General features: G+C 65.9%; 22 protein-coding genes and 1 pseudogene. 10 read left to right on the forward strand and 13 right to left on the reverse strand.

Annotated features, from left to right (window positions below):
- Position 1 precedes the first annotated feature (1 nt).
- Positions 2 to 976: a GlxA family transcriptional regulator gene (locus ACLMAJ_RS23610; RefSeq protein ID WP_412015992.1), complete on the forward strand. Its 975-nt coding sequence runs from the start codon at positions 2 to 4 to the stop codon at positions 974 to 976.
- A 36-nt stretch (positions 977 to 1012) separates the two neighbouring features.
- On the opposite strand, the gene ACLMAJ_RS23615 is transcribed toward ACLMAJ_RS23610, so the two are convergent.
- The 3 genes from ACLMAJ_RS23615 to ACLMAJ_RS23625 all read right to left on the reverse strand — a co-directional run bounded on the left by ACLMAJ_RS23615 (position 1013) and on the right by ACLMAJ_RS23625 (position 4413).
- Positions 1013 to 2251 (reverse strand): serine hydrolase domain-containing protein, encoded by a 1239-nt coding sequence (locus ACLMAJ_RS23615; protein WP_412015993.1) that lies wholly within the window; start codon positions 2249 to 2251, stop codon positions 1013 to 1015.
- 267 nt (positions 2252 to 2518) lie between these two features.
- Complete coding sequence (locus tag ACLMAJ_RS23620) at positions 2519 to 3196, reverse strand: response regulator (RefSeq protein WP_412015994.1); 678 nt, start codon at positions 3194 to 3196, stop codon at positions 2519 to 2521.
- Entirely contained in the window at positions 3193 to 4413 is a 1221-nt protein-coding gene (locus tag ACLMAJ_RS23625; protein WP_412015995.1) for a sensor histidine kinase, read from the reverse strand. Before ACLMAJ_RS23625 ends, ACLMAJ_RS23620 begins: the two co-directional genes overlap by 4 nt.
- A gap of 294 nt (positions 4414 to 4707) precedes the next feature.
- Here ACLMAJ_RS23625 and ACLMAJ_RS23630 point away from each other — a divergent pair, with 294 nt between their 5' ends.
- Positions 4708 to 5451 (forward strand): DUF1460 domain-containing protein, encoded by a 744-nt coding sequence (locus ACLMAJ_RS23630; protein WP_479725041.1) that lies wholly within the window; start codon positions 4708 to 4710, stop codon positions 5449 to 5451.
- A 42-nt stretch (positions 5452 to 5493) separates the two neighbouring features.
- Here the strand turns inward: ACLMAJ_RS23630 and ACLMAJ_RS23635 are convergent, their stop codons facing one another.
- Positions 5494 to 6303, reverse strand: a complete 810-nt coding sequence (locus tag ACLMAJ_RS23635; protein ID WP_412015997.1) for an ABC transporter permease — start codon at positions 6301 to 6303, stop codon at positions 5494 to 5496.
- A gap of 158 nt (positions 6304 to 6461) precedes the next feature.
- Between ACLMAJ_RS23635 and ACLMAJ_RS23640 the strand changes: the two genes are divergently transcribed.
- The gene (locus ACLMAJ_RS23640) at positions 6462 to 6950 is read left to right on the forward strand and encodes a DUF2231 domain-containing protein (RefSeq protein WP_412015998.1); all 489 of its coding nucleotides are present in this window, start codon (positions 6462 to 6464) and stop codon (positions 6948 to 6950) included.
- Here ACLMAJ_RS23640 and ACLMAJ_RS23645 read toward each other — a convergent pair.
- Entirely contained in the window at positions 6934 to 8208 is a 1275-nt protein-coding gene (locus ACLMAJ_RS23645; RefSeq protein WP_412016195.1) for a cytochrome P450, read from the reverse strand. The genes ACLMAJ_RS23640 and ACLMAJ_RS23645 overlap by 17 nt on opposite strands.
- A 111-nt stretch (positions 8209 to 8319) precedes the next feature.
- Between ACLMAJ_RS23645 and ACLMAJ_RS23650 the strand changes: the two genes are divergently transcribed.
- Positions 8320 to 8802 (forward strand): winged helix-turn-helix transcriptional regulator, encoded by a 483-nt coding sequence (locus ACLMAJ_RS23650; RefSeq protein WP_412015999.1) that lies wholly within the window; start codon positions 8320 to 8322, stop codon positions 8800 to 8802.
- Between the two features lie 56 nt (positions 8803 to 8858).
- Here ACLMAJ_RS23650 and ACLMAJ_RS23655 read toward each other — a convergent pair whose 3' ends face one another.
- On the reverse strand, positions 8859 to 9662 hold the full coding sequence (locus ACLMAJ_RS23655) for a nuclear transport factor 2 family protein (protein WP_412016000.1): 804 nt from the start codon (positions 9660 to 9662) through the stop codon (positions 8859 to 8861).
- Between the two features lie 113 nt (positions 9663 to 9775).
- Here ACLMAJ_RS23655 and ACLMAJ_RS23660 point away from each other — a divergent pair, with 113 nt between their 5' ends.
- Together ACLMAJ_RS23660 and ACLMAJ_RS23665 are read left to right on the forward strand one after the other, a co-directional pair.
- A complete protein-coding gene (locus ACLMAJ_RS23660) occupies positions 9776 to 10567 on the forward strand; it encodes a phosphatidylethanolamine N-methyltransferase family domain-containing protein (protein WP_412016001.1) in 792 nt (263 codons plus the stop codon).
- 69 nt (positions 10568 to 10636) lie between these two features.
- Entirely contained in the window at positions 10637 to 11989 is a 1353-nt protein-coding gene (locus ACLMAJ_RS23665) for a TIGR01777 family oxidoreductase (protein WP_412016002.1), read from the forward strand.
- A 502-nt stretch (positions 11990 to 12491) separates the two neighbouring features.
- On the opposite strand, the gene ACLMAJ_RS23670 is transcribed toward ACLMAJ_RS23665, so the two are convergent.
- Positions 12492 to 12692: a hypothetical protein gene (locus ACLMAJ_RS23670; protein WP_412016003.1), complete on the reverse strand. Its 201-nt coding sequence runs from the start codon at positions 12690 to 12692 to the stop codon at positions 12492 to 12494.
- 214 nt (positions 12693 to 12906) lie between these two features.
- On the opposite strand from ACLMAJ_RS23670, the gene ACLMAJ_RS23675 reads away from it, so the two are divergent.
- A complete protein-coding gene (locus ACLMAJ_RS23675; RefSeq protein WP_412016004.1) occupies positions 12907 to 14070 on the forward strand; it encodes an alpha-hydroxy-acid oxidizing protein in 1164 nt (387 codons plus the stop codon).
- On the opposite strand, the gene ACLMAJ_RS23680 is transcribed toward ACLMAJ_RS23675, so the two are convergent.
- Together ACLMAJ_RS23680 and ACLMAJ_RS23685 are read right to left on the reverse strand one after the other, a co-directional pair.
- On the reverse strand, positions 14060 to 14692 hold the full coding sequence (locus ACLMAJ_RS23680; RefSeq protein WP_412016005.1) for a TetR/AcrR family transcriptional regulator: 633 nt from the start codon (positions 14690 to 14692) through the stop codon (positions 14060 to 14062). The two genes, ACLMAJ_RS23675 and ACLMAJ_RS23680, sit on opposite strands and share 11 nt — an antisense overlap.
- A gap of 72 nt (positions 14693 to 14764) precedes the next feature.
- A pseudogene (locus ACLMAJ_RS23685) lies at positions 14765 to 14845 on the reverse strand (cytochrome c oxidase subunit I); the annotation flags it as partial.
- Positions 14846 to 14900: 55 nt separating this feature from the next.
- Here ACLMAJ_RS23685 and ACLMAJ_RS23690 point away from each other — a divergent pair.
- Positions 14901 to 15731, forward strand: a complete 831-nt coding sequence (locus ACLMAJ_RS23690; RefSeq protein WP_412016006.1) for a mycofactocin-coupled SDR family oxidoreductase — start codon at positions 14901 to 14903, stop codon at positions 15729 to 15731.
- Positions 15732 to 15772: 41 nt separating this feature from the next.
- Here ACLMAJ_RS23690 and ACLMAJ_RS23695 read toward each other — a convergent pair whose 3' ends face one another.
- From ACLMAJ_RS23695 to ACLMAJ_RS23705, 3 genes are read right to left on the reverse strand one after another with little or no spacing between them, the layout of a single operon-like run.
- Positions 15773 to 16561, reverse strand: a complete 789-nt coding sequence (locus ACLMAJ_RS23695; protein WP_412016007.1) for an ABC transporter ATP-binding protein — start codon at positions 16559 to 16561, stop codon at positions 15773 to 15775.
- Positions 16558 to 17682: a FecCD family ABC transporter permease gene (locus ACLMAJ_RS23700; protein WP_412016008.1), complete on the reverse strand. Its 1125-nt coding sequence runs from the start codon at positions 17680 to 17682 to the stop codon at positions 16558 to 16560. The genes ACLMAJ_RS23695 and ACLMAJ_RS23700 overlap by 4 nt, the downstream gene beginning before the upstream one ends.
- A complete protein-coding gene (locus ACLMAJ_RS23705) occupies positions 17682 to 18728 on the reverse strand; it encodes an ABC transporter substrate-binding protein (RefSeq protein WP_412016009.1) in 1047 nt (348 codons plus the stop codon). Before ACLMAJ_RS23705 ends, ACLMAJ_RS23700 begins: the two co-directional genes overlap by 1 nt.
- A 204-nt stretch (positions 18729 to 18932) precedes the next feature.
- Between ACLMAJ_RS23705 and ACLMAJ_RS23710 the strand changes: the two genes are divergently transcribed.
- Both ACLMAJ_RS23710 and ACLMAJ_RS23715 read left to right on the forward strand, forming a co-directional pair.
- The gene (locus ACLMAJ_RS23710; protein ID WP_412016010.1) at positions 18933 to 19913 is read left to right on the forward strand and encodes an endonuclease/exonuclease/phosphatase family protein; all 981 of its coding nucleotides are present in this window, start codon (positions 18933 to 18935) and stop codon (positions 19911 to 19913) included.
- Positions 19914 to 20004: 91 nt separating this feature from the next.
- Complete coding sequence (locus ACLMAJ_RS23715; RefSeq protein WP_412016011.1) at positions 20005 to 20418, forward strand: STAS domain-containing protein; 414 nt, start codon at positions 20005 to 20007, stop codon at positions 20416 to 20418.
- An 8-nt stretch (positions 20419 to 20426) separates the two neighbouring features.
- On the opposite strand, the gene ACLMAJ_RS23720 is transcribed toward ACLMAJ_RS23715, so the two are convergent.
- On the reverse strand, positions 20427 to 21389 hold the full coding sequence (locus tag ACLMAJ_RS23720) for a DoxX family protein (RefSeq protein ID WP_412016012.1): 963 nt from the start codon (positions 21387 to 21389) through the stop codon (positions 20427 to 20429).
- Positions 21390 to 21714: the final 325 nt, after the last annotated feature.

Genomic DNA, 21714 nt, shown 5'->3' on the forward strand with positions numbered 1-21714 from the left:
CATGGAAGTTGCCGTCTTCGTTCAGGACGAGGTTGCCGACTTCGGACTCGCCGCCGTGCTGGAAGCGTTCGGCACCGCGAACTCGCTGCGTGGTGAGTTGGAGATGGCACCAGAACCGTGGAATGTACGCACGGTGTCTATGGGTGATCAGGTGCGTTCGGCGTATGGCCACCTGGTGCCGACGACACCCTTGACCGAGCTTTCCGACGGCTTCGAGCTGATGATCGTGCCCGCGGTGCGCGTCCTCGATGCGGAAGGGCTGATCGAAGCAGTCTCCGCACCCTCGAATCGGTTGGTATTGGAGCGGATTGCGCAGGCCCGTGCATCTGGCGCCCACCTCGCGGCGGCCTGCACCGGCACCTTCTATCTCGCGGAATCCGGTGTATTGGATGGTTCGCCCGCGACCACCAGTTGGTGGCTCGGCCCCGCCTTCCGTCGCAGGTATCCGAGAATCGAGCTGGACGAGGGCCAGACGCTGTGCCGAGCGAATCGGCTCACGACTGCGGGGGCCGCACTATCGCACCTCGACCTCGCGCTGTCGCTGATCGCCGCGAAGAGTCCTGCGCTGGCCGAACTGGCCTCCAAATATTTGGTGTTCGGGGACCGGCGGCGGCAGATCGACTACGCGATCCCCGAGGTGATCGCCCGGCACGATTCAGTGGTCGCCGGATTCGAGCGCTGGGTGCGCGACCATATTGCCGATCAGTTCAGTATCGCCGACGCCGCGCATCAACTCGGTGTCACAGAACGCAGCCTGCAGCGTGCCACTCAAGCCGAAATCGGAATGTCTCCACGCGATTTCGTCAATGAGGTGCGTTTGGAGCGCGCCACTCATCTGCTGCGGTCGACCGCACTGACCGTCGACTCGGTGTCGGTCAAGGTCGGCTACCTGAACGCGGGCACATTGCGCAGCCTGTTCCGGCGCCGCCGCGGCCGGACCATCGCAGAGGTCCGTTCCACTCGGCTGTCCTGGTGACGAAAAAGGTCCGGAACTGACAGTTCCGGACCGTTTTCAGTTACCGCACATTGTTTGCTGCTGGAGGGTCGATAGCGCGTCGTCGATGGGGTGGGGCTGCGGACTCCCCGCCGGGTCCAGCTTGTTCCACCGCACGAGGTTCATCGCGACGGACATCTGCCGCTTGCCGTCCGCGCGGGTCCAGGAGAACGTCAGAGCGCCGAAGACTGTGCCGTCGTGGCCCCAGAAGGTGCCGCAACCGGGGACCTGGGTCTTGTGCAGACCGAGGCCATAGTCGATCGTCCGCCCGTCCTGGGCGATGACCGGGACGGTCCGCTGCATCTGCGCAAGCGATGACTGGTTCACGACCTCGCCGCCGAGCAGCTTGCCGTAGAAGCGGTTGAGATCCTCCACGGTCGATATCAGGCCCGCCCCCGGCTCCACCCAGGACATGTTGTAGACGCTGTAGTCGCGCGGCGGGTCGATCAAGCCGTACATCGCCTCGTACATCTGTGAGTGCGGCCCATTGATGTCCGGCCCGTCCGGAAACGCGGTGTGTTGCAGCCCGGCGCGCTCGATGACGTTCTCGGTGATGTACTTCGCGGTCGTGGTACCGGTCACCTGCTCCAGGAGTTGGCCGAGCAGGAAGTAATTGGTGTTGGAGTACACCCCCGGTGTGCTTCCCGGCTCGCCAGTGGCGGGAGCCTTGACGCCCATGTCGATCAGCTCGACCGGGTTGAACTGTGTGAACCGGTGGTCGTCGAGGCTCTTGGGCGATATATCCGCCGAGGAAGGGAAACCCGCGAGGGACGGGAACGCATAGGGGAGGTACTCGGCGAGGCCGCTGGTGTGGTTGAGCAGCATCCGGACCGTGATCTGCTTGCCGCGCTCTCCCGGGACCCGTTGCGGCAGGTAGTCGCCGATCGGCGCGTCGAGCCCGATTCGACCCTGCTCGACCTGCTGCATGATCGCGGCGGCGACGAAGGTCTTGGTAATGCTGCCGACGCGCTGGAGCATGTCGTGGCGGATAGGGCTGCCGGTCGTGATGTCGGCGACCCCGGAAGCGCCGCGCCACACCTGGTCGGCCGCGCGCACCTCGGCGTACACCCCCGGCATTCCCGCGTGGTGAACGCCGTCCAGGGCGGACTGTAGTTTCGCAGGATCGAAGCCGGTCGATGGGCCCGAGCTCTCGGGCGGCACGACCTGTGCCTCATCGGGAGTGGGAGTTGCCGCCGCACTGCATGCACCGAGGCCGAGCGCGGCAACGCTCGCGAATATCACCAGTGGAAACCTCACGACGCCTGTCCTCTCGCGGTCGATGAGTGCGGATCAGCAAGGGGGAGTGCAGGTTCTGGTTCGATATCTATGATCATGCCGTTGATGGTCGCGCGGACCGGACATGCTTCGCTTCGGGCGGTGGGAGTCACTGTCTACGTGAACGCACGTAGGAAAATTGCGATGGGCTACGCCGCTCGTCGTAGCCGACAGCGCATCCGACGGGGAGCGCGAACGAAGCCGATCCCGCTCTCGGCTGTCGGTTCCGCCGGGATGAACCGCTCATCGCTACGGGGTGAAGTGACTCAGTCCGGTCTGGTAAGCGATCACGACCGCCTGCGCGCGGTCGCGGGCACCCAGTTTCACCATCGCGCGGCTGACATGCGTGCGTGCGGTGGCCGGGCTGAGAAACAACGCGGCACCGATCTCGTCGTTGCTCATGCCCTGCCCCACCAGTGCCAGCACTTCGCGCTCACGGTCGGTCAGCACCGCGAGCCGGTCCTCGGCGGACTTGGCGGCCCTGCGCTGCACGGCGAACTGGCTGATGAGGCGGCGGGTGATCCTGGGGGCGAGCAGCGCGTCACCGGCGGCGATCACCCGGATGGCGTGCAGGAGTTCGGCGGGGCCGGCGTCCTTGAGCAGGAACCCGCTCGCGCCTGCTTGTAAGGCCTCGAAGACGTTGTCGTCGGTGTCGTAGGTGGTGAGGATGAGGACCCTGACCTGCTCCATCCCGCTGATCGCGGCGATCTGGCCGGTAGCGCGTATCCCATCGAGCCGTGGCATGCGGATGTCCATGAGTACGACGTCGGGGCGGGTGGTGCGGGCCAATTCGACGGCTTCCGCGCCATTGGTGGCCTCACCGACCACCGTGATGTCATCTTCCAGGTCGAGCAGAACTTTGAAGCCGGAGCGGACCAGGCGTTCGTCGTCGGCGAGCAGCACCTTGATCGGCGACGTGGAGTTCACAAGCGCGACCCTACCGGGGCGAGCGGCAGGTGGGCGGTGACCTCGAAGCCGCCGCCGGGACGCGACATCGCGTCGAGTTCGCCGCCGAGTAGTTGGCAGCGTTCGCGCATTCCGACGATCCCGCGGCCGGTCGTGGCCGAGTTGCCGGTACGAACCGGGACGTGCGCTGGGGCGCGGCGGCCTTCGTCGATCACCTGTATCCGCAGGGCGTCGACGCTGGGTTCGAGCGTCACCGTCACTCGGGTCGGGCCGACGTGGCGGATCACGTTGGTGATCGATTCCTGCACAATGCGATACGCGGCGCTGTCTACCGCGCTCGGTAGCGACGGCAGCGGCGAGGTCTGCTCGATTTCGATGTCGATCCCGGCGTCGCGGGCCTTGTCGGTGAGTTCATGAATCTGGTCGAGACCGGGATAGGGCTCGCGGTCGTCGCCGTCGCGCAGGACGCCGAGGATGGTTCGCATCTCGTGCAGTGCCCGCGAACTGGTCTTCTCGATGATGCGCAGTGCCTCGCGGGCCTGTTCCGGTCGCTTGTCGAGCACGTGTGCGGTGACGCCGGACTGCACGTTGATGATGGCGATGGCGTGGGCGACGGTGTCGTGGACTTCGCGGGCGATCCGCAGCCGTTCGGCGTCGACCCGCGCCCTGGTCTCCTCGTCGCGGGATCGTTCCGCCAGTTCAGCCCGTTCTTGCGCATCGGCGGCGATGACCCGGCGAGATCGGACGGACTCGCCGAGAATTGTGCTGATCACCGACGCGCCGATCCGGAAGAACACCCAGCCGATGGCCACGCGTGGCTCGATATCCGCCGCGGCGATCAGCCAGCCGACGGCAAGGACTGTGGTCCCCACACCGGCGATCCGCAGCGTTCGGCGCCCGTCGCCGTAGGCGGCGAGGGTGTACAGCGCGACAAAGAGGCTGAGGTAGGACAGCCGGTCGGGGAAGTCGAGACCGAAATAGATCAGGCTGGCCGACGCGGTAACAGCGAACACCAGGACAGGTCGCCGACGGCGAGCGACGATGGCCACGCCACTCACGACCAGCAGCGCGTATCCGAAGCCCGATACCGGCGTCGGGACCGGCTCGAGCGGCACCGGGATCGCCGCACTCTGAACCTGAATCACGGTGACGAACAACGCAAGCAGAACATCCGAGAACCAGACAGGCCGACGCGAGAACCAGCCGGACAGCTGTCGCGACACTGCCCGCAGAACCATGCCGTGACCCTACGGCACCCGCGAGAGCCCATGCGTCCCCTCGGATGCGCGATCGACTACGACGAGCGACGCAGCCGAGCACCGTCTTCCTACGCGCATTCGCGTAGCCGGCTCGCAACTCCTTGCCGATAAGTCGGCGTCGCCGCCGACCAACTGACAGTCTGAGGTTCGATGGCGGGTTACCGTGAGTGTCGCTCATGTGTATCGACCAACTGTTCACCGCTGGAGGGCGTCTTGCGCACCGTTGCTCGGGTAGTGCTCGTTGTGCTGGTCCTCGCCTGCGGCGCCGCGCCGATGTTGCCCGTGGCGGGCGCCGTGCCGAGCGCGGTGAATATCGATGACGTCACGGCGAGGAAGATCGATGAGCTGCTGGCGTTGCGTGGAAGCGGGCGGAGCAAAGGTGAGCTGATCGAGTTGCTGTCGGGTCAGTTCCTCGGCACGCCTTACGGCGCGGGCATGCTCGTCGGTTCGGCGACCGAGCCCGAACAGTTGGTCATCGACTTCCGTCGGGTGGACTGCTTCACCTATCTCGACTATGTCGAAGCCATGACCAGGTCCGCGGATCGGGACCAGTTCGTTGCGAACCTGATCGAGACGCGCTACACCGATGGTCGAATCGATTTCCTGCAACGCAAACACTTCTTCACCGACTGGTCGCACACCGCCAGAATCGCCGCCACCGACATCACCGCAACGCTCGGCCCGGCCGCGGTCACCGTGGACGAGCATCTCAACGCGAAGGCCGGCGGCGGGAGCTACCTGCCCGGCCTGCCGGTGGTCGACCGCGCCATCACCTACATCCCGAGCGCCGCCGTCGACGAGAATGTCATCGGCCGACTTCGCACCGGCGACTACATCGCCGCCTACGCCGACCGGCCGGGCCTGGACGTCACCCACGTCGGCATCTTCGTCATGACTCCCACCGGCCCCGTCTTCCGCAACGCGTCCTCCCTCGCCACCGACAACAAGGTGGTCGACTCACCCTTCACCGACTATGTTCGGTCCACTCCCGGCATCGTCGTGCTCCGCGCGCAGTAGCTCCAAATCGTTTGCGCCCGTTCATGTCAGCGGAATCTGTTGTCAGGAGCCGCTCGGGAACGAGAGTCTGAGTGTCGACTTTCCGGCCGAGGGGAGTGGGCCCGGTGTGCCGGTCGAGCGGCGGATCTTGGTGCGGGAGACGAGTTCGATCGTGATCGCGACGGCAGCGGATTGGGCCATCAGCAGGGCGATCAGCACCAGGATCTGCACGGCCCCGGCCTGAATGGCGGAGCCGCTTGCGATCAGCACACCGACGAAGGCGCCGGGCAGGGTGACCAGGCCGACCGTGCGGGTTTGGTCGATGCCGGGAAGTAACGCGTCCGCCGCGGTCGGCCGGACCACCTCCAGTCGCGCGTCGCGTTCGCTCAACCCCAGACTCAGCGCGGCCTCGACCTCACCCCACCGCTGCTCGATCGCATCGAGCGCGCGCCTGGCGGCGAGTGAGGTCGCGGTCATCGTGCCACCGAGCACGATCCCGCCGATCGGAACCAACGCCACACCTTCGAGCGGAACGACACCGGTGACAAGCAGCAGGGGCAGCACGCTGCCGAGCCCGCAGCCGATCGCAAGTGCCACCCATGCCGCCGACCTCCCGGCATTCGCACGACGCGCCGAAGTCACCACCGCCGCACCGAACATCACCACCAGCACCGCAATCGAAGACCACAACTGAGCGAGCGCCGCGGCCAACACCAACGCGACGACCGCCAACTGCGCCGCCCCACGCAAGGCCGCGCGCGGCACGACCAGCGCACCGCCGAGCCCGGCAGCCAGGTACACCACCGTCGCACCCGCGATCATGACCGTGCACACCGCGGCCAATCCGAAACCGGGTGTGATCACCCCATTCATGTCATGCCCACATGCCCATTGTTGTCTGGCCCCGACCACGAGGGCTACTCCACCGGCATGCGGCACGTCGATGAACCGGGCGCCGCTGTAAGACGTGAGGTGAGGGAGATAGTTGGGCTGGCGCCGCCGTGGCGGTCGAGAACCGAGGAGATGCCCTCATGTCGACGATCAACGGTCTACCCGCGCACGTGCTCTTGGTCCATGTGATCGTGGTGTTCGTGCCGTTGACCTCGGTGTTACTGATTCTGTCCGCGCTATGGCCCGCGGCTCGCCGTCGGCTGATCTGGCTGGTCACCGCGCTCGCAGCGGTGACCGTCGCGCTGACACCGCTCACCATCGACGCGGGCGAATCGCTCGAGCATCGGCTCGGTTCCGCGCCCGCCATCGAAATCCATGCCGACCTCGGCGCGACGATGATCTATTTCGTCGTCCCGTTGCTGTTGGTCGCCGCCTTACTCATCGTCGTCCACCTGCGTGAACAGCGCGAGAGGCCGCTGAGCCGGGTCATCACCGCCGTGATCGCCGTGCTCGCGATCGGCTGCGGCATCGCGGCCGGCACACAGGTGTTTCGAGTCGGCGAATCCGGCTCCCGCGCCGTCTGGGGCGCTCACACCGACAGCGTCGCCGCAGCTACCGTCGCGGTGTGATCCCGGCGAAATCGAGCGGAATCGCCACGGGGCCACGCAGATTGACGTGCGCGCGGTACGGCGGCGGATCGACGGTGCACTTGGGTGATCGCACTCGCTGTGCGAACCTGGTCACCGCGACACGGCCTTCGAGTCTGGCCAGGGGTGCGCCGAGACAGAAGTGCGCGCCGAGCCCGAAGGCCAGATGGCGGGTGTCGCGGGTGGGGTCGAAACGGTCCGGCTCGGCGAAGACCGCGGGATCGCGCTGTGCGGCGGCGATCAGCATGATGACCAGGTCGCCTTGTTCGATGTCCATGTCGCCGATCCGCAGGTCGGCCGCCGCGACTCGCGGCATCAGTTGCACCGGTGGGTCGTAGCGCAACGTTTCCTCGATGACACCGGCGGCCAGCCCCGGATCCGTGCGCACGGCGGCGAGCTGGTCGGGATGACGCAGTAGCGCGAGAACCGCGTTGGAGATCAGGTTGACCGTGGTTTCGTGGCCCGCGATGAGCAGCAGCGCGCAGGTGGAGATGAGTTCGTCATGGGTGAGTTTATCGCCCGCGTCTTCGGCGGCGATCAACTCCGACAGTAGATCCGGTCCTGGGTTGCCGCGCCTGCGCCGGGTCAGCTCTTCGAAGTAATCGTTCAATTCCGTTCCGGCCGTCTGTAATTCATCGGGGTCGACCCGATGTGCGGCAGCTGAGCGTGACGTCGGGTCGAGGGTGCGGGCCAGCAGTGCGGACCACTGGCGCAGGCGTGGCTCGTCGGCGAGCGGCACGCCGAGCAATTCGCAGATGACGGTGACGGGCAGTGGATAGGCAAGGTCGGCAACGACATCGAACATGCCGGTCTCGGCGACCCGGTCGAGCGTGTCGTCCACGATCTCGGTGATCCTCGGCTCCAATTGCGCGACGACGCGTGGTGTGAAGGCCTTGGACACCAGCCTGCGCAGCCGGGTGTGGTCGGGCGGATCGAGGAAAAGGAACGACGGCTTCCGCACGCGGACACCATCTTTCGAGCCGCCCGCGCCCGTAAGAGTCGGTATGGTTTCGAGTTGCAGCTTTGTCAATGAGCGGTCGACACTCGCATGAGGGTTGCGCAACATCGCCGTGCAGTCCGCGTGGCTCGACAGAATGACGACCGGCGCGGTGCCGATACGGAATGGCCCGCCCGCTCGTACCTCGGCGAATGTCGGGTAGGGGTTCGCGCGTACCGCAGGGTCGAGCAGCTGCCGATAGATGTCCGCGCTGTCGGTTTGTTCGCTCGTCGTCATGGTTATCGAACCAATCCGGCTCAGGAGCCGCCGTGGGACCTTCGTTCTATGACGGTATTGATATCCTACCGTCAGTAAGATTGCAATACCATCGAAGGGAGATGGGAGTATGGGCTGGTGAGCATCCGGCCCCCAGTGAACGACTCGGTACAGCGTGTCGTCGAGCTGCTCGGTGATCGCTGGACGATTCTTGTGCTCAGGGAGGCGTTTTTCGGGGTGCACCGGTTCAGCGAATTCGCCCGCAATGTCGGCATCACCAACCGCAACCTGCTGACCAACCGGCTGCGCTTGCTGGTCGATGCGGAGATCTTCGAGCGCATCGACGAAGGCGGCAGGCGCATCGATTATCGCCTCACCGCGCGTGGGCGCGAGCTCTATCCGACGATCATGGCCATGATGGCCTGGGGCGATCGGCACCTCGCCGATCCAGGTGGCCCGCCGCTGATTTTCGAGCACCGCTCGTGCGGGCATCCGACCGCGCCGATCCTGGTGTGCGAGCACTGCCATGAACCGATCGATCCGCGCGATGTCGATCCGCGCCCCGGTCCCGGCTTCGAGCAGCCGGGGCATGTGCGTGACGCGGACGACCAAGCGTCCTGATCCGGGCTATTCGAGCGGCCCGATCGAGACAATGCTCGATGCCATGCGGCGAGGGATCAGGCGTCGGTGAAAATCCGGATCGCGGTGATTCGCGTTGCACCCGTGGCGAACTCGATGATCGCGACGCCGTGGATGGTATCGAAGTCGACACTGGCGGAAACTTCGCGCCCTGCGGCGATCAGCTTGTCCCACTTCATATTCCGCACTCGGTTCGTGAATTGCTCGACCGAGATGGGCGTGCCCGCTGGTAGCTCGATGACGCTGTTGTGGTCGAGCATGCCGCGCACCCGGCCGATATCCGTCGCCGCGGCGGCGGAGAGGAACCGGGTCGCAACGCGTTTGCCCGCGCGGCCGACGCCGAGGAGTCCCCGCATCATCCCGGCGGCACCGTCGAGGCCCTGGTTGGCGATCAGCTGTGGTCCGAGTTTCAGTGCGGCCGCGAGCCCCGGGAGGCCGGTGCGCAGCAATTGCATGATCATCGCCGCCAATTCCCAGTGCGCGGCAAGGCGTGTGATCTTCCAGACGCCGTCTTCTTCGACCAGGTCGTAGCGCAGATGCATCGGGACGACGACGGTCGCGCCGGTCGACATCGTGGTCTGGATCAGCAGATCTCGGACCACGGTGGGCGGGCTGACGAAATCGTGGTCGACCTGGAAGGTGATCGTGTTCGGGCCGATGAACGTGTCGTAGAAGCGCTCGATCGCGGCTCGGCCGATGTGCGGGCGCGAGCCGACCGGATCGTTGACGGCTGCGTCGGCGCCGAACAGTCCTACCCAGGCCGCGCGGTCATGTGCGGCGACGGCGCGCGGTGAGGCCTGTACGGCGGCAAGTAGCTCGGCGGCCGTCGGATCCAGCGGCATGACAGTTCCTCCGTTGTCGCGGGTCGTGACTCGAACACATGGTAGAACATGTTCTAATTTTGGCGTCGGAAGTCAGCGGAACTACCCGGCGCGACGCTCGACAAAGGATCTCGATGGACTGGTACACCGGGAACACCGCCTACGATACGGTGCTGACGATCGCCTTCGGGTTCGCGGCCTTCGTGCTGGTCGGAGGGCTTTTCGCGCAGAGTCCGTACGGCCGCTTCGCGACGACGAAGATCGGTTTCAATCTCAACCCGAAGCTCGGCTGGTTGTTGATGGAAATTCCCGCGACGGTGGTGTTCGCGGTGTTCTATCTGAGCGGGCCGAACCGGTTCGAGCCGACATCGGTGGTGCTCGCGCTGATCTGGCTGCTGCACTACGGGAACCGCGGCTGGTTCTTTCCGCTGTCCATCCGGCAGGTGCCCGGCAAGCGCGGCAGTTTCAACGTCTCGGTGCTCGGCATGGGCATGTTCGTGACGGCTCTGCACGGTTACCTCAACGGCGCGTTCTTCAGCCACGACTACAAACACCAGTACGACACCGGTTGGCTGACCGATCCGCGCTTCCTCGTCGGCGTCGTGGTCTATCTTTGCGGATTCATCCTGCTGGTCCGCTCCGAGGCGATCGTGCGCAACCTGCGCGACAAGGACAACCCCGGCGCGACGGAATACCGGATCCCGTACGGCTTCGGCTTCCGATTCGTCACCAGCCCCGCCTATCTCGGCGAGCTGATCGCCTGGGCGGGCTTCGCGCTGCTGACCTGGTCGTTGGCCGGTGTGGTGATCTTGCTGATCACCGCTGGCAACCTGGTGCCGCGCGCCTTCGCCACCCACAGGTGGTACCGCGAGAAGTTCGCCGACTACCCGACCGACCGCAAGGCTCTCATTCCGTTCGTGATGTGAGACCGCGCGACCCGCTCATCCGATGTCGGCGCGGGCGGTCGGATCGCCGGTGGTGATTACAGTCGGGATATGGGCATCGTGTGTTCGAGCATTGTCGCCGTTCCCCGGGCCGAGGTCTTCGACTGGCATGGCAGACCAGGGGCGTTCGCCCGGCTGGCGCCCCCATGGCAGCCGGTGTCGCTGCTGGCCGAGGCGAAATCGTTGCGCGACGGTCGGGCGGTTCTCGGCCTGCCCGGCGGGCTGCGCTGGGTCGCACAGCACGATGCGGCAGGCTACGAACCGCCGCGTCGGTTCGTCGACTCGGTCGCCGTCGACGGCCTCGGCTCGCTGCCCGCCGGTCTGCTGCTGCGCTGGCGGCATACGCACGATTTCGAGGTCGTCGACGACGGGCACACGCGGATCGTCGACCGCGTGGCGACGCCGGTGCCCGCGTTCGCGCTGCGTTCGATGTTCGAGTATCGATATCGGCAGATCGCTGACGACCTGGCCGCGCACGGCCGAGCGGCGCGCGCGGGTTTCGGTTCGTCGACTGTCGCGGTCACAGGTGCCTCCGGATTGGTCGGCTCGGCGCTGGCGGCGTTCCTGACCACAGGTGGGCATACCGTCATCCGTTTGGTTCGCCACGCGCCGAGCAATGCGAATGAAAGGCGCTGGGACCCAGCCGATCCAGCCGCTGATCTGTTCGACGGCGTCGATGCGGTGGTGCATCTGGCGGGTGCCTCGATCGCGGGTCGATTCACCGATGAGCACAAGCGCGCGATCGTCGAGAGTCGCATCGGCCCGACCCGCAAGCTCGCGGAACTCGCAGGCCGCGCGAGAGTGCCCACCTTCGTCAGCGCTTCGGCCATCGGCTACTACGGCCACCGCCGAGGCGATGAAGTGTTGCGCGAGAACGCTTCTCGTGGTGATGGGTTTCTCGCCGATGTCGTCGCCGAATGGGAGGCGGCCACTGTCCCGGCGTCCGAGGCCGGAGTCAGGGTGGTATCGGTGCGGACCGGGATCGTGCAGTCGCCGAGGGGCGGCACGTTGCGGCTATTGCGTCCGCTGTTCGCCACCGGCCTCGGCGGTCGCATCGGTGACGGCAGCCAGTGGCTTTCCTGGATCGGGATCGACGATCTGGTGGATGTCTATCACCGGGCGCTGTGGCACGGCGATTTGTCGGGACCGGTCAATGCCGTTGCGCCACAACCAGTTCGGAATATCGACTACACCAGGATCCTGGCCACGGTATTACACAGGCCCGCACTGCTTCCGGTCCCCGAATTCGGTCCCGGCCTGCTGCTCGGCGCGCAGGGTGCGCAGGAACTGGCGGCGGCCAGCCAATGTGTCGCACCCGCTCGACTGGAATCGGCCGGTCACACCTTCCGCACTCCGGACCTGGAATCGACCCTGCGGCACCTCCTCGGCCGCACCCGTGCGTGACGGCAGGTGAATCCGTCGGCGCGGCAACCGGCATCGCCGCGCCGACGGAGCCGGAGGGGTGCGAAAGATACACCCGCCCAGCTGTTCTCGGCGCTACGACCGGCATCGCCGCGCCGACCAGGCTGGACGAGCGCGGGAAACGCACTCGCCCAGCGGGTCTCGTTTTCCCGATCATCCGACCGGGATCTCCGCAACCGACGGCGAGTGAACTCGACCATCGCACCATTCGGTGTGGAACTGACATAGGGAATCGGGTCCTGCATGGTCGCGGTGAGGGTGCCGAGCAGATCGGGAGCGGGAAGCTGACCGTTCACGAATCCTCCACGCGTGCTCGATCACAGGGTGTGATCTCTTCTGCACACTATGAAACCATTCCGAGCACACTTGCGCATCGGGTAAACGGAAACATGTTTTAGATTCACGGCGTGAGCGCGGAAGCGGTGACCGAGTGGCCGCGTCCTCGGCCCCGGAAACCCACGATTGCCGGGTCAGCGGATCGGGTTTACCACTCACCAAGGGTGGCGGGGTCGGCCAGCGCGCCCTCCGCGGTCCGGAGCCGGTCGGTGACCGCGGTGAGTAGGTCCATCGACTCCTCGGAGAGACCGAGCGCATGGCGCACCAAACGGCGCAGCGGCATGCTCATGATCTGACAGGCCAGGACGGTGTCGTGGTCGCTTTGTCTGTCGAGATTGTCGGGATCCACGGCGTAGGACTCACAATCTGTTTTCAGTTCCGGACACCGCCTCGGGCGGCCGGTCGGCCTGCAAAACTGTGATGTATTGCACAGCCTCCTTCGCTGCGACGTCGCCGAAAGTTTCGCGAGTGCTCCGGCCTTGATGATGGACATTAGCGTCTAATATTCGGCGATGGAGGCTCGACCCTCCTATCGTCCAGCCCGCCGACGGAAAGACGCAACGATGGCGTTCGCCGATTATCAGAACGAGATCTATTTCGGTGCGCTCGGCGGGCATCCACCCGAGTTCCCTGCCGACTACGCCACTCTCGAAGCGAAGGCCGCCGCCGCGCTGCCCGATTCGCTGCATTCTTACATTGCCGGTGGTGCGGGCGACGAGCTGACACAGCGGCGCAACGTGGACGCCTTCGCGGACTGGGGTCTGGTGCCGCGGATGCTGGTCGGCGCGACCGAGCGTGACCTGTCGGTCACCGCATGGGGGCACACGTTCCCCAGCCCCATCTTCATGGCCCCCGTCGGCGTGATCGGTCTGGTCGGCGACAAGCACGGTGACATCGCGGTCGCGAAGGCCGCCGCGCAAACCGGTGTGCCCGCGTTCTTTTCCACCCTGATGGAGGATCCGTTGGAAGAGGTCGTCCCACACGCTGGTGCGACCCCCAGTTTCTTCCAGCTCTACACGCCCAAGAATCGCGACCTCGCCGCGAGCCTGGTGAGCCGCGCCGAGGCGGCCGGGTACCGCGGAATCACGGTCACCCTGGACACCTGGATTCCCGGCTGGCGCCCGCGTGACCTCGCGACCGGCAACTTCCCGCAGCTGCGCGGGCACGTGCTGAAGAACTACACCTCCGACCCGGTGTTCCAGAAGATGGTGGGGTCCGACGACCCGCAGTCGATCATCCTGAATTGGATTCAGACCTTCGGTAACCCGCTGTCCTGGTCGGACCTGGAGTGGCTACGGTCCTTGACCGACTTGCCGATTGTGCTCAAAGGCATTTCGCACCACGACGATGCGCGCCGCGCGATCGATCACGGCGTCGACGGCATCTACTGCTCGAATCACGGTGGGCGGCAGGCCAATGGCGGACTCAGCGCGCTCGAGACACTGCCCGCCGTGGTGGCGGCCTGCGATGACCGGGTACCGGTGCTTTTCGACTCCGGTGTGCGGTCGGGCACCGACGTGGTCAAGGCGCTCGGGCTCGGCGCGACGATGGTCGGCATCGGTCGCCCGTATGTCTATGGCCTTGCGCTGGCCGGGGTACCCGGCCTGGTCCACGTGCTGCGGATGATCCTGGCCGAGGCGGATCTGCTGATGGCCGTCAACGGCTACCCGGACCTGGTCGCGGTGCGGGAGAACATTCGGGCGACGACTGGTCGCGCTACTCGCTGACGCTGGTCAGGCTGGTCAGGAAGCGGGTAAGCACCTCGGTGACGGCCACCAGATCGGTGCGCGAGTCGCCCGTGCTCCACTGGTGCACAAGGGCGTTCAGCGCACCGATGAATCCGGTCGCGGCCGCGCGGTAGCCGCCCGGCGGTACGAAGTCCGGTCCGAGGGCGCGCCTGCACTGATCGGCGAAGAACGTCATCCATTCCTCGCGCTGATCGATGCGGCGCTGTTCGACCCGCTCGCTGACGCCGACGATCTCGATCTGCGAGATCCTTGCCCTGCGCGGATCGCGCCCGAGCGATTCGGCATAGGCCCGTACGGTGGCGTGCGCCCAGCCGACCCCGTCGCCCGGTTCGGTCGGGCCGCCGGCCTCGGCAACCGCCTGCCTCGTCTCCTCCTGGATCATGTCGAAAACCGCGAGCAGCAGTTCCTCGCGGTTGTGGAAGTGCTCGTAGAACTGGCTGCGGGCCAGCCCGGCGGCCCGGCACAGCGCGGTGATCGAACTGTCCTGATAGCCGCTCTCACCGAATACCTCCAGGCCGGCGGCGAGGAACTGCGCGCGACGCTCGGCCCTGCGATCCGCGACAGGCCGCCCGTCGTAGGTGCGCTCGGTAGGTGCTGTCACCGCACGACCCTAGCGAGGGTGCCCGACTATGGTGCGGCGGTGTCCGGCGCAGCGGTGTCGGTACGCGGCCGCGCCGTAGCGGAAGCTCTTGTAGACGTTCCAGACGAATGGCAGCATCGAGGCGCCGAGGATGAACGCGCCGATGGAGGAGATGTGTTCAGCGTGGTGCTGGGCCTTGCCGGACAACACGTTGATAAGGGGTAGACCGATGGAAAGTCTCGACGAGAAAGTAGCTGTGATCACCGGTGGAGCGCGCGGCCAAGGCCGCGCCCACGCGGTGGCGCTCGCAGCGGCCGGCGCGGACATCGTGGTGTGCGATATCGCAGCACCGATCGCTACCGTGCCCTATCCGCTGAGTTCGGACTCCGACCTCGCCGAAACCGCCGAGCTGGTGCGGGAATCGGGTCGCCGCTGCCTGGCGATCAAGGCCGACGTGCGCAGCGGGCCCGAAATGAATGCGGTCGCCGAGCAGGCCATCGACGAATTCGGGCGCATCGATATCCTGATCGCCAACGCGGGTATCTCGTCCAACTCGCCCATCGCGGAGATGAACGAACAGATCTGGCAGGACATGATCGACGTCAACCTCACCGGCGTCTTCCACAGCTTTCGTGCCGTAGTGCCGTACATGATCGAACGCCGCTGGGGCCGAATCATCGCGACCTCTTCCATCGTCGGCCGGATGGGCGCCAAGAGCGCGGGCCACTATTCGGCGGCCAAATGGGCGGTGCTCGGTTTGGTCAAATCGCTGTCGCTGGAGGTCGTCGAGTACGGGATCACCGTCAACGCGATACTGCCCTCTGGCGTGGACACCGACATGATCCAGAATCCCGACATGTGGCGATTCCTTATGCCGGACATCGAGAATCCGACCCGCGAAGACGCCATGAAGATGTTCAATTCCGGCCCACCGAACGGCGGCCTCATCGACCCTGCCGAGGTCGCCGAGGCCGCGCTGCTGCTGGTGTCCGAGCACGGCCGCCACTTCAACGGCGAGGCCGTGACCATCTCCGGTGGCATGAGCGCCAGCATCACCTGAGCGTCCTACTCCGGTCCGATGTGCGGTCGGTGTGCTGGGTGTCACGGTGCGGGCGCGAGGGGACGAGCGGCGTAGTGGATTCGGACTATTTCGTCGTCGTGGCGTTCGGTGGTGGCGATGACGCCGAAGACGGTGCGCAGTAGGTCGGGGGTCATGACCTCCAGTACCTGGCCGGTGGCGACCACTCGGCCATGATTCAGGACAACCAGGTGGTCGCAGCAGCGGACGGCCAGGTCCAGTTCGTGCAGGACGGCCAGCGTGGTGATGCCGGTGGAGCGGACCAGGTCGAGGAGTTCGAAGCGGGCGCGCACGTCGAGATGGTTGGTGAGTTCGTCGAGGACGAGCAGGCGTGGGTGCTGGGCGAGCGCTCGGGCCAGCAGGACTCGTTGGCGTTCGCCGCCGGAGAGCGAGCCGACGGAGCGGTCGGCGTATGTGGTCACACCGGTCCGGTCCATCGCCGCGGCGACGGCCTCGCGATCATCGCCGCTATCGCGGCTGAACAAGGCGTGGTGTGGATTGCGGCCGAGGCCGACCATTTCCGCGACGGTCAGCTCCGGTGCCCCCGCACCGCTCTGTAGGACCGCCGCGGTGGTGCGTGCGGCGGCGCGCACGGACATCGCGGTGATATCGGCGCCGTCGATCAGCACCGCGCCGCTCTCCGGTCGCAGCGAACGATAAATCGTGCGCAGCAGCGTCGTCTTTCCGCTGCCGTTCGGCCCGACGACACCGACGATCGCGCCAGCGGGTGCGTGCATCGTCACCGTATCGAGTGCGGGAGCATCGCCGAAAGTAACGCTCACCCCTGCGACCGATAGTTCGGCGGTCGTCATGCCGGACCACCGTCGCGGCGCAGCAGCCAGAGGAAGAACGGTGCGCCGAATGCGGCGGTGAAGATCCCGAGCGGCAGCTCGTTCGGCGCGTCGACCGTGCGTGAAAGTAGATCCACCGCAACGAGATAGCAGCCGCCGAGCAATGCCGACAAGGGCAACACGCGACGATGGTCCATTCCGAAGCTCAGCCGAACCAGATGCGGAATCATCAAGCCGACGAACCCGATTCCGCCCGCAACGGCGATCAGTACGCCGGTCAGCAGGGAGGCGAGCACGAGCAGGATCATTCGAGTCGTGCGCACATCGACGCCGAGGGCGGTCGCCTGTTCGTCACCGGTGCCGAGCACATTGAGCCGCCTTCCGAAGGCAAGCGCGACGGCGACGGCCAGCAGCACCACCACGGCGACCGGGCCGAGTCGATCCCAACCGGCCCCCGCGACGCTGCCCATGGTCCAGAACATCACCGCGCGTAGTCCGTTCGGCGTAGCGCGCAACTGGAGATAGTTCGTCGCGGCAAGCAAGAGGTAGCCGACGGCGACACCGGCAAGGACAAGGCGGATGGGCACCAGGGTGCCGCGACGCTGTCCGAGTGCGAATACCACTGCGGCGGTGAGGATCGCGCCGAAAAAGGCGACGGTGGAGACGCCGACGCCGCCGAGCGCGGCCCCCGCGGAAACCATGACGGTAACCGCGCCGAGCGAGGCACCGGAGGAAAGGCCGAGCACGTACGGGTCGGCGAGCGGATTGTTCACCAGCGCTTGCAGAATCACGCCGGAGACGGCCAGACCACAGCCGCACAGCGCGGCGAGGATGACGCGCGGCAACCGGTAGTTCCACACGATCTGATCGACGGTGAATCCCACATCGGGGCTCTTCCCACAGACATGGGCGAAGATCACCCGCCAGGTGTCGGCAAGGGAGACCGTGACCGAGCCCGCACTGATGGACACCAGCATCACCGCGCAGAGCAGGGCGGCCGATGCGGCGATCAGGACCGGTAGCGGTGTCGCCGCGAACGGAGCGCGAGCTCGGTCCGAGCGGCCTCGCGACAGCCGTGAACCGAGGCGCTGTGGACGGGATCCGGGTAAGCGCCGCGATGATGGCGCGGCGGTGGGCGTCATCAGAACTGCTCGGGGTGCACGAGGCGGGCGATCTTGTCCACCGCGATGTCATTGCTCGGCCCGAGGTAGATCGAATCCGCGAGCACCGCGAAGTTCTTGGTCCTGGTTGCATTCCACTGCGGGAACTGATCGAGGATTCGCCGGGCCGCCGCGTCGATATCGGGATTGCGATAGTTCACCACGATCAGGCCATCGATCGGCGTGACGGCGAGCTGCTCCTTGCTGATCGTGACGAATGTGGTGCCGTCCGTGCGGTGGAACGGGTTCACCGCACCGGCCTTCTCCAGGATGTCGTTCCAGATGCCGCCCGCCGCGATGGCCGAGAAATCGCTCGAGTCACCCATGCCCATACCAGGAAAGACCAGCAGCACATTCTTTTTGGGCTGCGCGGCCACCTTCGCCACGGTGTCGGCTATCTTGCGCTTCGAATCGTCGATGAGCTGCTCGGCGCGACCCGGCACGTCGAACACAGTGCCGAGATCGCGCAGCATCGCGTAGCTGTCCTCGACAGTCGGTGTGCCGGTCACCGCACCGGTCACGCCGCAGTTCGCGCGGGGCACATAGGTATTGGCGCCCGCGGCGGCCAGTTGCTCGCGGGTGGCAAAGCCCTGATCGGCGGAGAATCCGCCCCCGCCGGTCGAGATCACGAAATCCGCGTGCTGTGCGAGCATTGCCTCGCGCGGGATGTCCTGGAGGCTGTTGTAGGTGATGCCGCGGGTCGGGAGGGCATCGATGGCCGAGGCCCGGCCCGGGACATCGGAGGAGCCGTAGGACTGGGCATTGGCCAGGATCCGATTGCCGACACCGAGCGCGAGCAGCGACGAGACCTCACCGACGGAACCGCCGTTCATGACGACGACCCGTTCGGGGGCCTCGGCGTAGTCGTAGGTCTTGCCGCAATTGTCGAGGGTGATCGGGTACCGGGTGACACCCTCCGTCGATGCGACGGAGGCCTCGCCGGCCGGAGCGGGTTCGGTCACCGTGGTCGAGCATCCTGGGATGGCGAGAGTGGCTGCGGCGAGCGCAAGCACAGCGGCGCGTTTCATGGGTGCGTTCTGCTGCATGACTACTGAGTCGGACAGCGGTGGCGCCTGGTTCCCGGCGAATGTTCCGGTGTTCGACCGGTGCTGGTTGCGGACCTGGTGAGCGGGATTTCGAGTAGTCGGTACTCATGATTTCGGGACGCGCGCGCAGGAACATGGTTCTGGTCAACTGCTGCTGTCGGGGCCTGGAGAGGATCGGTGTACGAGATGGTCACCCTGCGTATCGCGACGTTCAATCTGGAAAACTTCGATGAGGTACCGCCGAATGTCCGGCCGTCGTTGGCGGAGCGGGTAGCGGTGATGCGGCCACAGATCGAACGGCTACAGGCCGACGTGCTGTGTCTACAGGAGGTACACGGGCAAGAGCGGCCGGGGCAGCCGAGGGCCTTGCTCGCCCTGGCGGAACTGCTCGCGGGGACCAAGCAAGCTGCGGCGAACGTCGTCACGACATCGGGTCCCAACGGCGAGGTGTTCGACCAGCGAAACCTGGTGCTGGTCACCTCGTTGCCGGTGATGGCGCGGGCCCAGCTGTTGAACACACTCGTCGCCGCGCCGATGTATCAGATCCTGACCGCGAATCCGCCTGCGCCGCAGCCGATGCCGATTCTATTGGAGCGACCGATCCTGCACGTGGAACTCGATCTTCAAGGCGTGCCGCTGCATGTGATCGTTGTGCATCTGAAATCGAAGCTGCCCACCAACATTCCCGGCCAGAAGGTCGACGATTTCACCTGGCGCAGCGCCGACGCGGTGGCCGAGGGCGCGTTCATCTCCTCGATGAAGCGGATGAGCCAGGCCGTGGAGGTACGGCGGCTCGTCGATTCGATCCTCGACCAGGATCCGGCGGGGCGCATCGTGGTCGCGGGCGATTTCAACGCCACCTCAGACGAGGTGCCATTGGTCGCCATCCGCGGTGATGTCGAGGAGACCGGCAACGGCGCGTTGGCAGGTCGGGTGCTTGTGCCTGTCGAGAACACCATTCCGGAGCCTGCCAGGTATTCACTGTTCCATCACGGCAAAGGGCAGATGCTCGACCACATCCTGGTCACCCGAAACATGCTCGCCCACTACCGCGGCTCGGAGATCCATAACGAGGTGTTGCACGACGAATCCGGGGCCTTCGCAACCGATGTCAAGTACCCCGAGTCCGATCACGCTCCGGTGGTGGCGACCTTCGAATTCGCCTAGTACGCGGCGAGATCTGTACACGGCTGAGTGACCCTGCTTGACTAGAGGGGCAGGGCTGTCCCTGTGTTAGCGACGGCCTCAGGAGCTGGCCATGTCCGTCCGTTGTGTGAATGTTGTCGAGTGCACCGCTGTTTCCGGCACCGGAGGCGCCGATGTGATCCGAATCTGCGTGAGCCGACCGCGCGGCGACGTGACGATGATCGAGGTCACCGGCGAGATCGACCTGTGCACCGCGCCGTCACTGCGCGAGAATCTGGTGCGCGCCTTCGGTTTCCAGTCGACCACTGTGGTGGTCGACCTTTCGCCGGTGACCTTCTTTGCCGCGGCCGGGGTGACCGCGTTGATCGAGATGCTTGCTGAGGCCGAAAAGTCCGCTCGCCGAGTATTTTTGATCGCGAATGGGCGCGTGGGTCGCGTCCTCCAGATCACGGGCCTGCCTGCCAACTTGCACTGCGCCGACTCACTCGCCGCCGCCCTCGACGAAGGATACGAAGCGTCGGCGTAGCTCGGCTCTCAGCCGCGCCTGGCCTCTACGCGATCACGAGCCGTCTCGGCGAAGTGGGCAGTACGTTCTCGGGCGCTTGCGGCGATTTCGGGTCCGCGTTCCTTGGCGATCTCGGCCAAGTCCGCACCGCGCCGCCGAGCGGTCTCGGCGATTTCGGGTCCGCGTTCCTTGGCGACCTCGGCCAGGTCGGCACTACGGCGCTTTGCCATCTCGGCAAGTATCGCGGCTCGATGCTTGGCGATCTCGGCCCATTCCGAACCGTGTCCTTTGGCGATCTCCGCCCAGTCCGCCCCATGTTCCATGGCGATCTCGGCGATTTCGGTGCCGCGTTCCTTGGCGACGTCGGCCCATTCGGAGCCGTGCTGCTGTGCGGCGTCCGCGACAACGGAGCCCTTCACGGCGGCGATGCCGCTCAATGTGCGGGCGCGATCGGCGGCACCGTGCGCGTGCTGGCGCAGCGCCTCCGCTGTCGGGTTATCGGCGGCGCCGAACGGCAGCGCCGAGGAGACCGCGGCGGCGGCACTGTGCGCGGCCTGTTTGCCGCGCCAGCCGAGTGACGGCTTACCCGCGGTGTCGGCGGCCGCGATCATCAGACCGCCGAGCAGGCCCATGTCCTTCAGAAACGCCTTTCGTTTAGCGAGTTTGCGGTCCGGATCCTGCTCGGCCCAGAAGTCCTGTTCGGTGACCGTCGCGGGGATCACGGTCGCGGCAAGCACCACCGAGGCGAACCTCGGCATCTTGCCGAGCGCCAACAGCAGGCCACCCGATACCTGAGCGACCGCATTGACCCGCACCACCATGGCGGTATCCGACGGCAACTTCGCTGCGAAATTGTCCGGCAGCCGCTGCTCGCCGTGCTGCACGAGTGCCGCGGCCGCCTTCGCGCGCCGCTCGGGATGCATCAGGGTGTCGACTCCGTCGGCGACAAAGGTGGCCGCCAGCAGCGGTCGGGCGAGTCGGCGTAGCAACATGTCATCAAACCCTTTCTCGATGGCTTATCGACCGGGTTCCCGCAACATATGTCGTCAAACAGCACCAGCTGGCCCGCCGCTGCTCGTTCGCACCCGGGTAGGTGCCACGCGAATCGGCAGGCGATACGAGTCTAGGTCAGCTCGGGGATGTAGCTGGGGAGTTACCACGCAGTCGCGTCGCGGCGAGAAACGATGTGATGGTTGTTGTCACCGTCGTGGGGTCTTCGACCATCGGAAGGTGGCCGCAATCGGAGAGTTCGACCTGGGTGTGCGGGGGCAGCGTATGAGCGAGGCGGGCACCGGCGCGCGCGGAGAGAATGTGGTT

This window comes from Nocardia arseniciresistens, assembly GCF_046764875.1.
In the GTDB taxonomy this organism is placed as follows: domain Bacteria; phylum Actinomycetota; class Actinomycetes; order Mycobacteriales; family Mycobacteriaceae; genus Nocardia; species Nocardia arseniciresistens.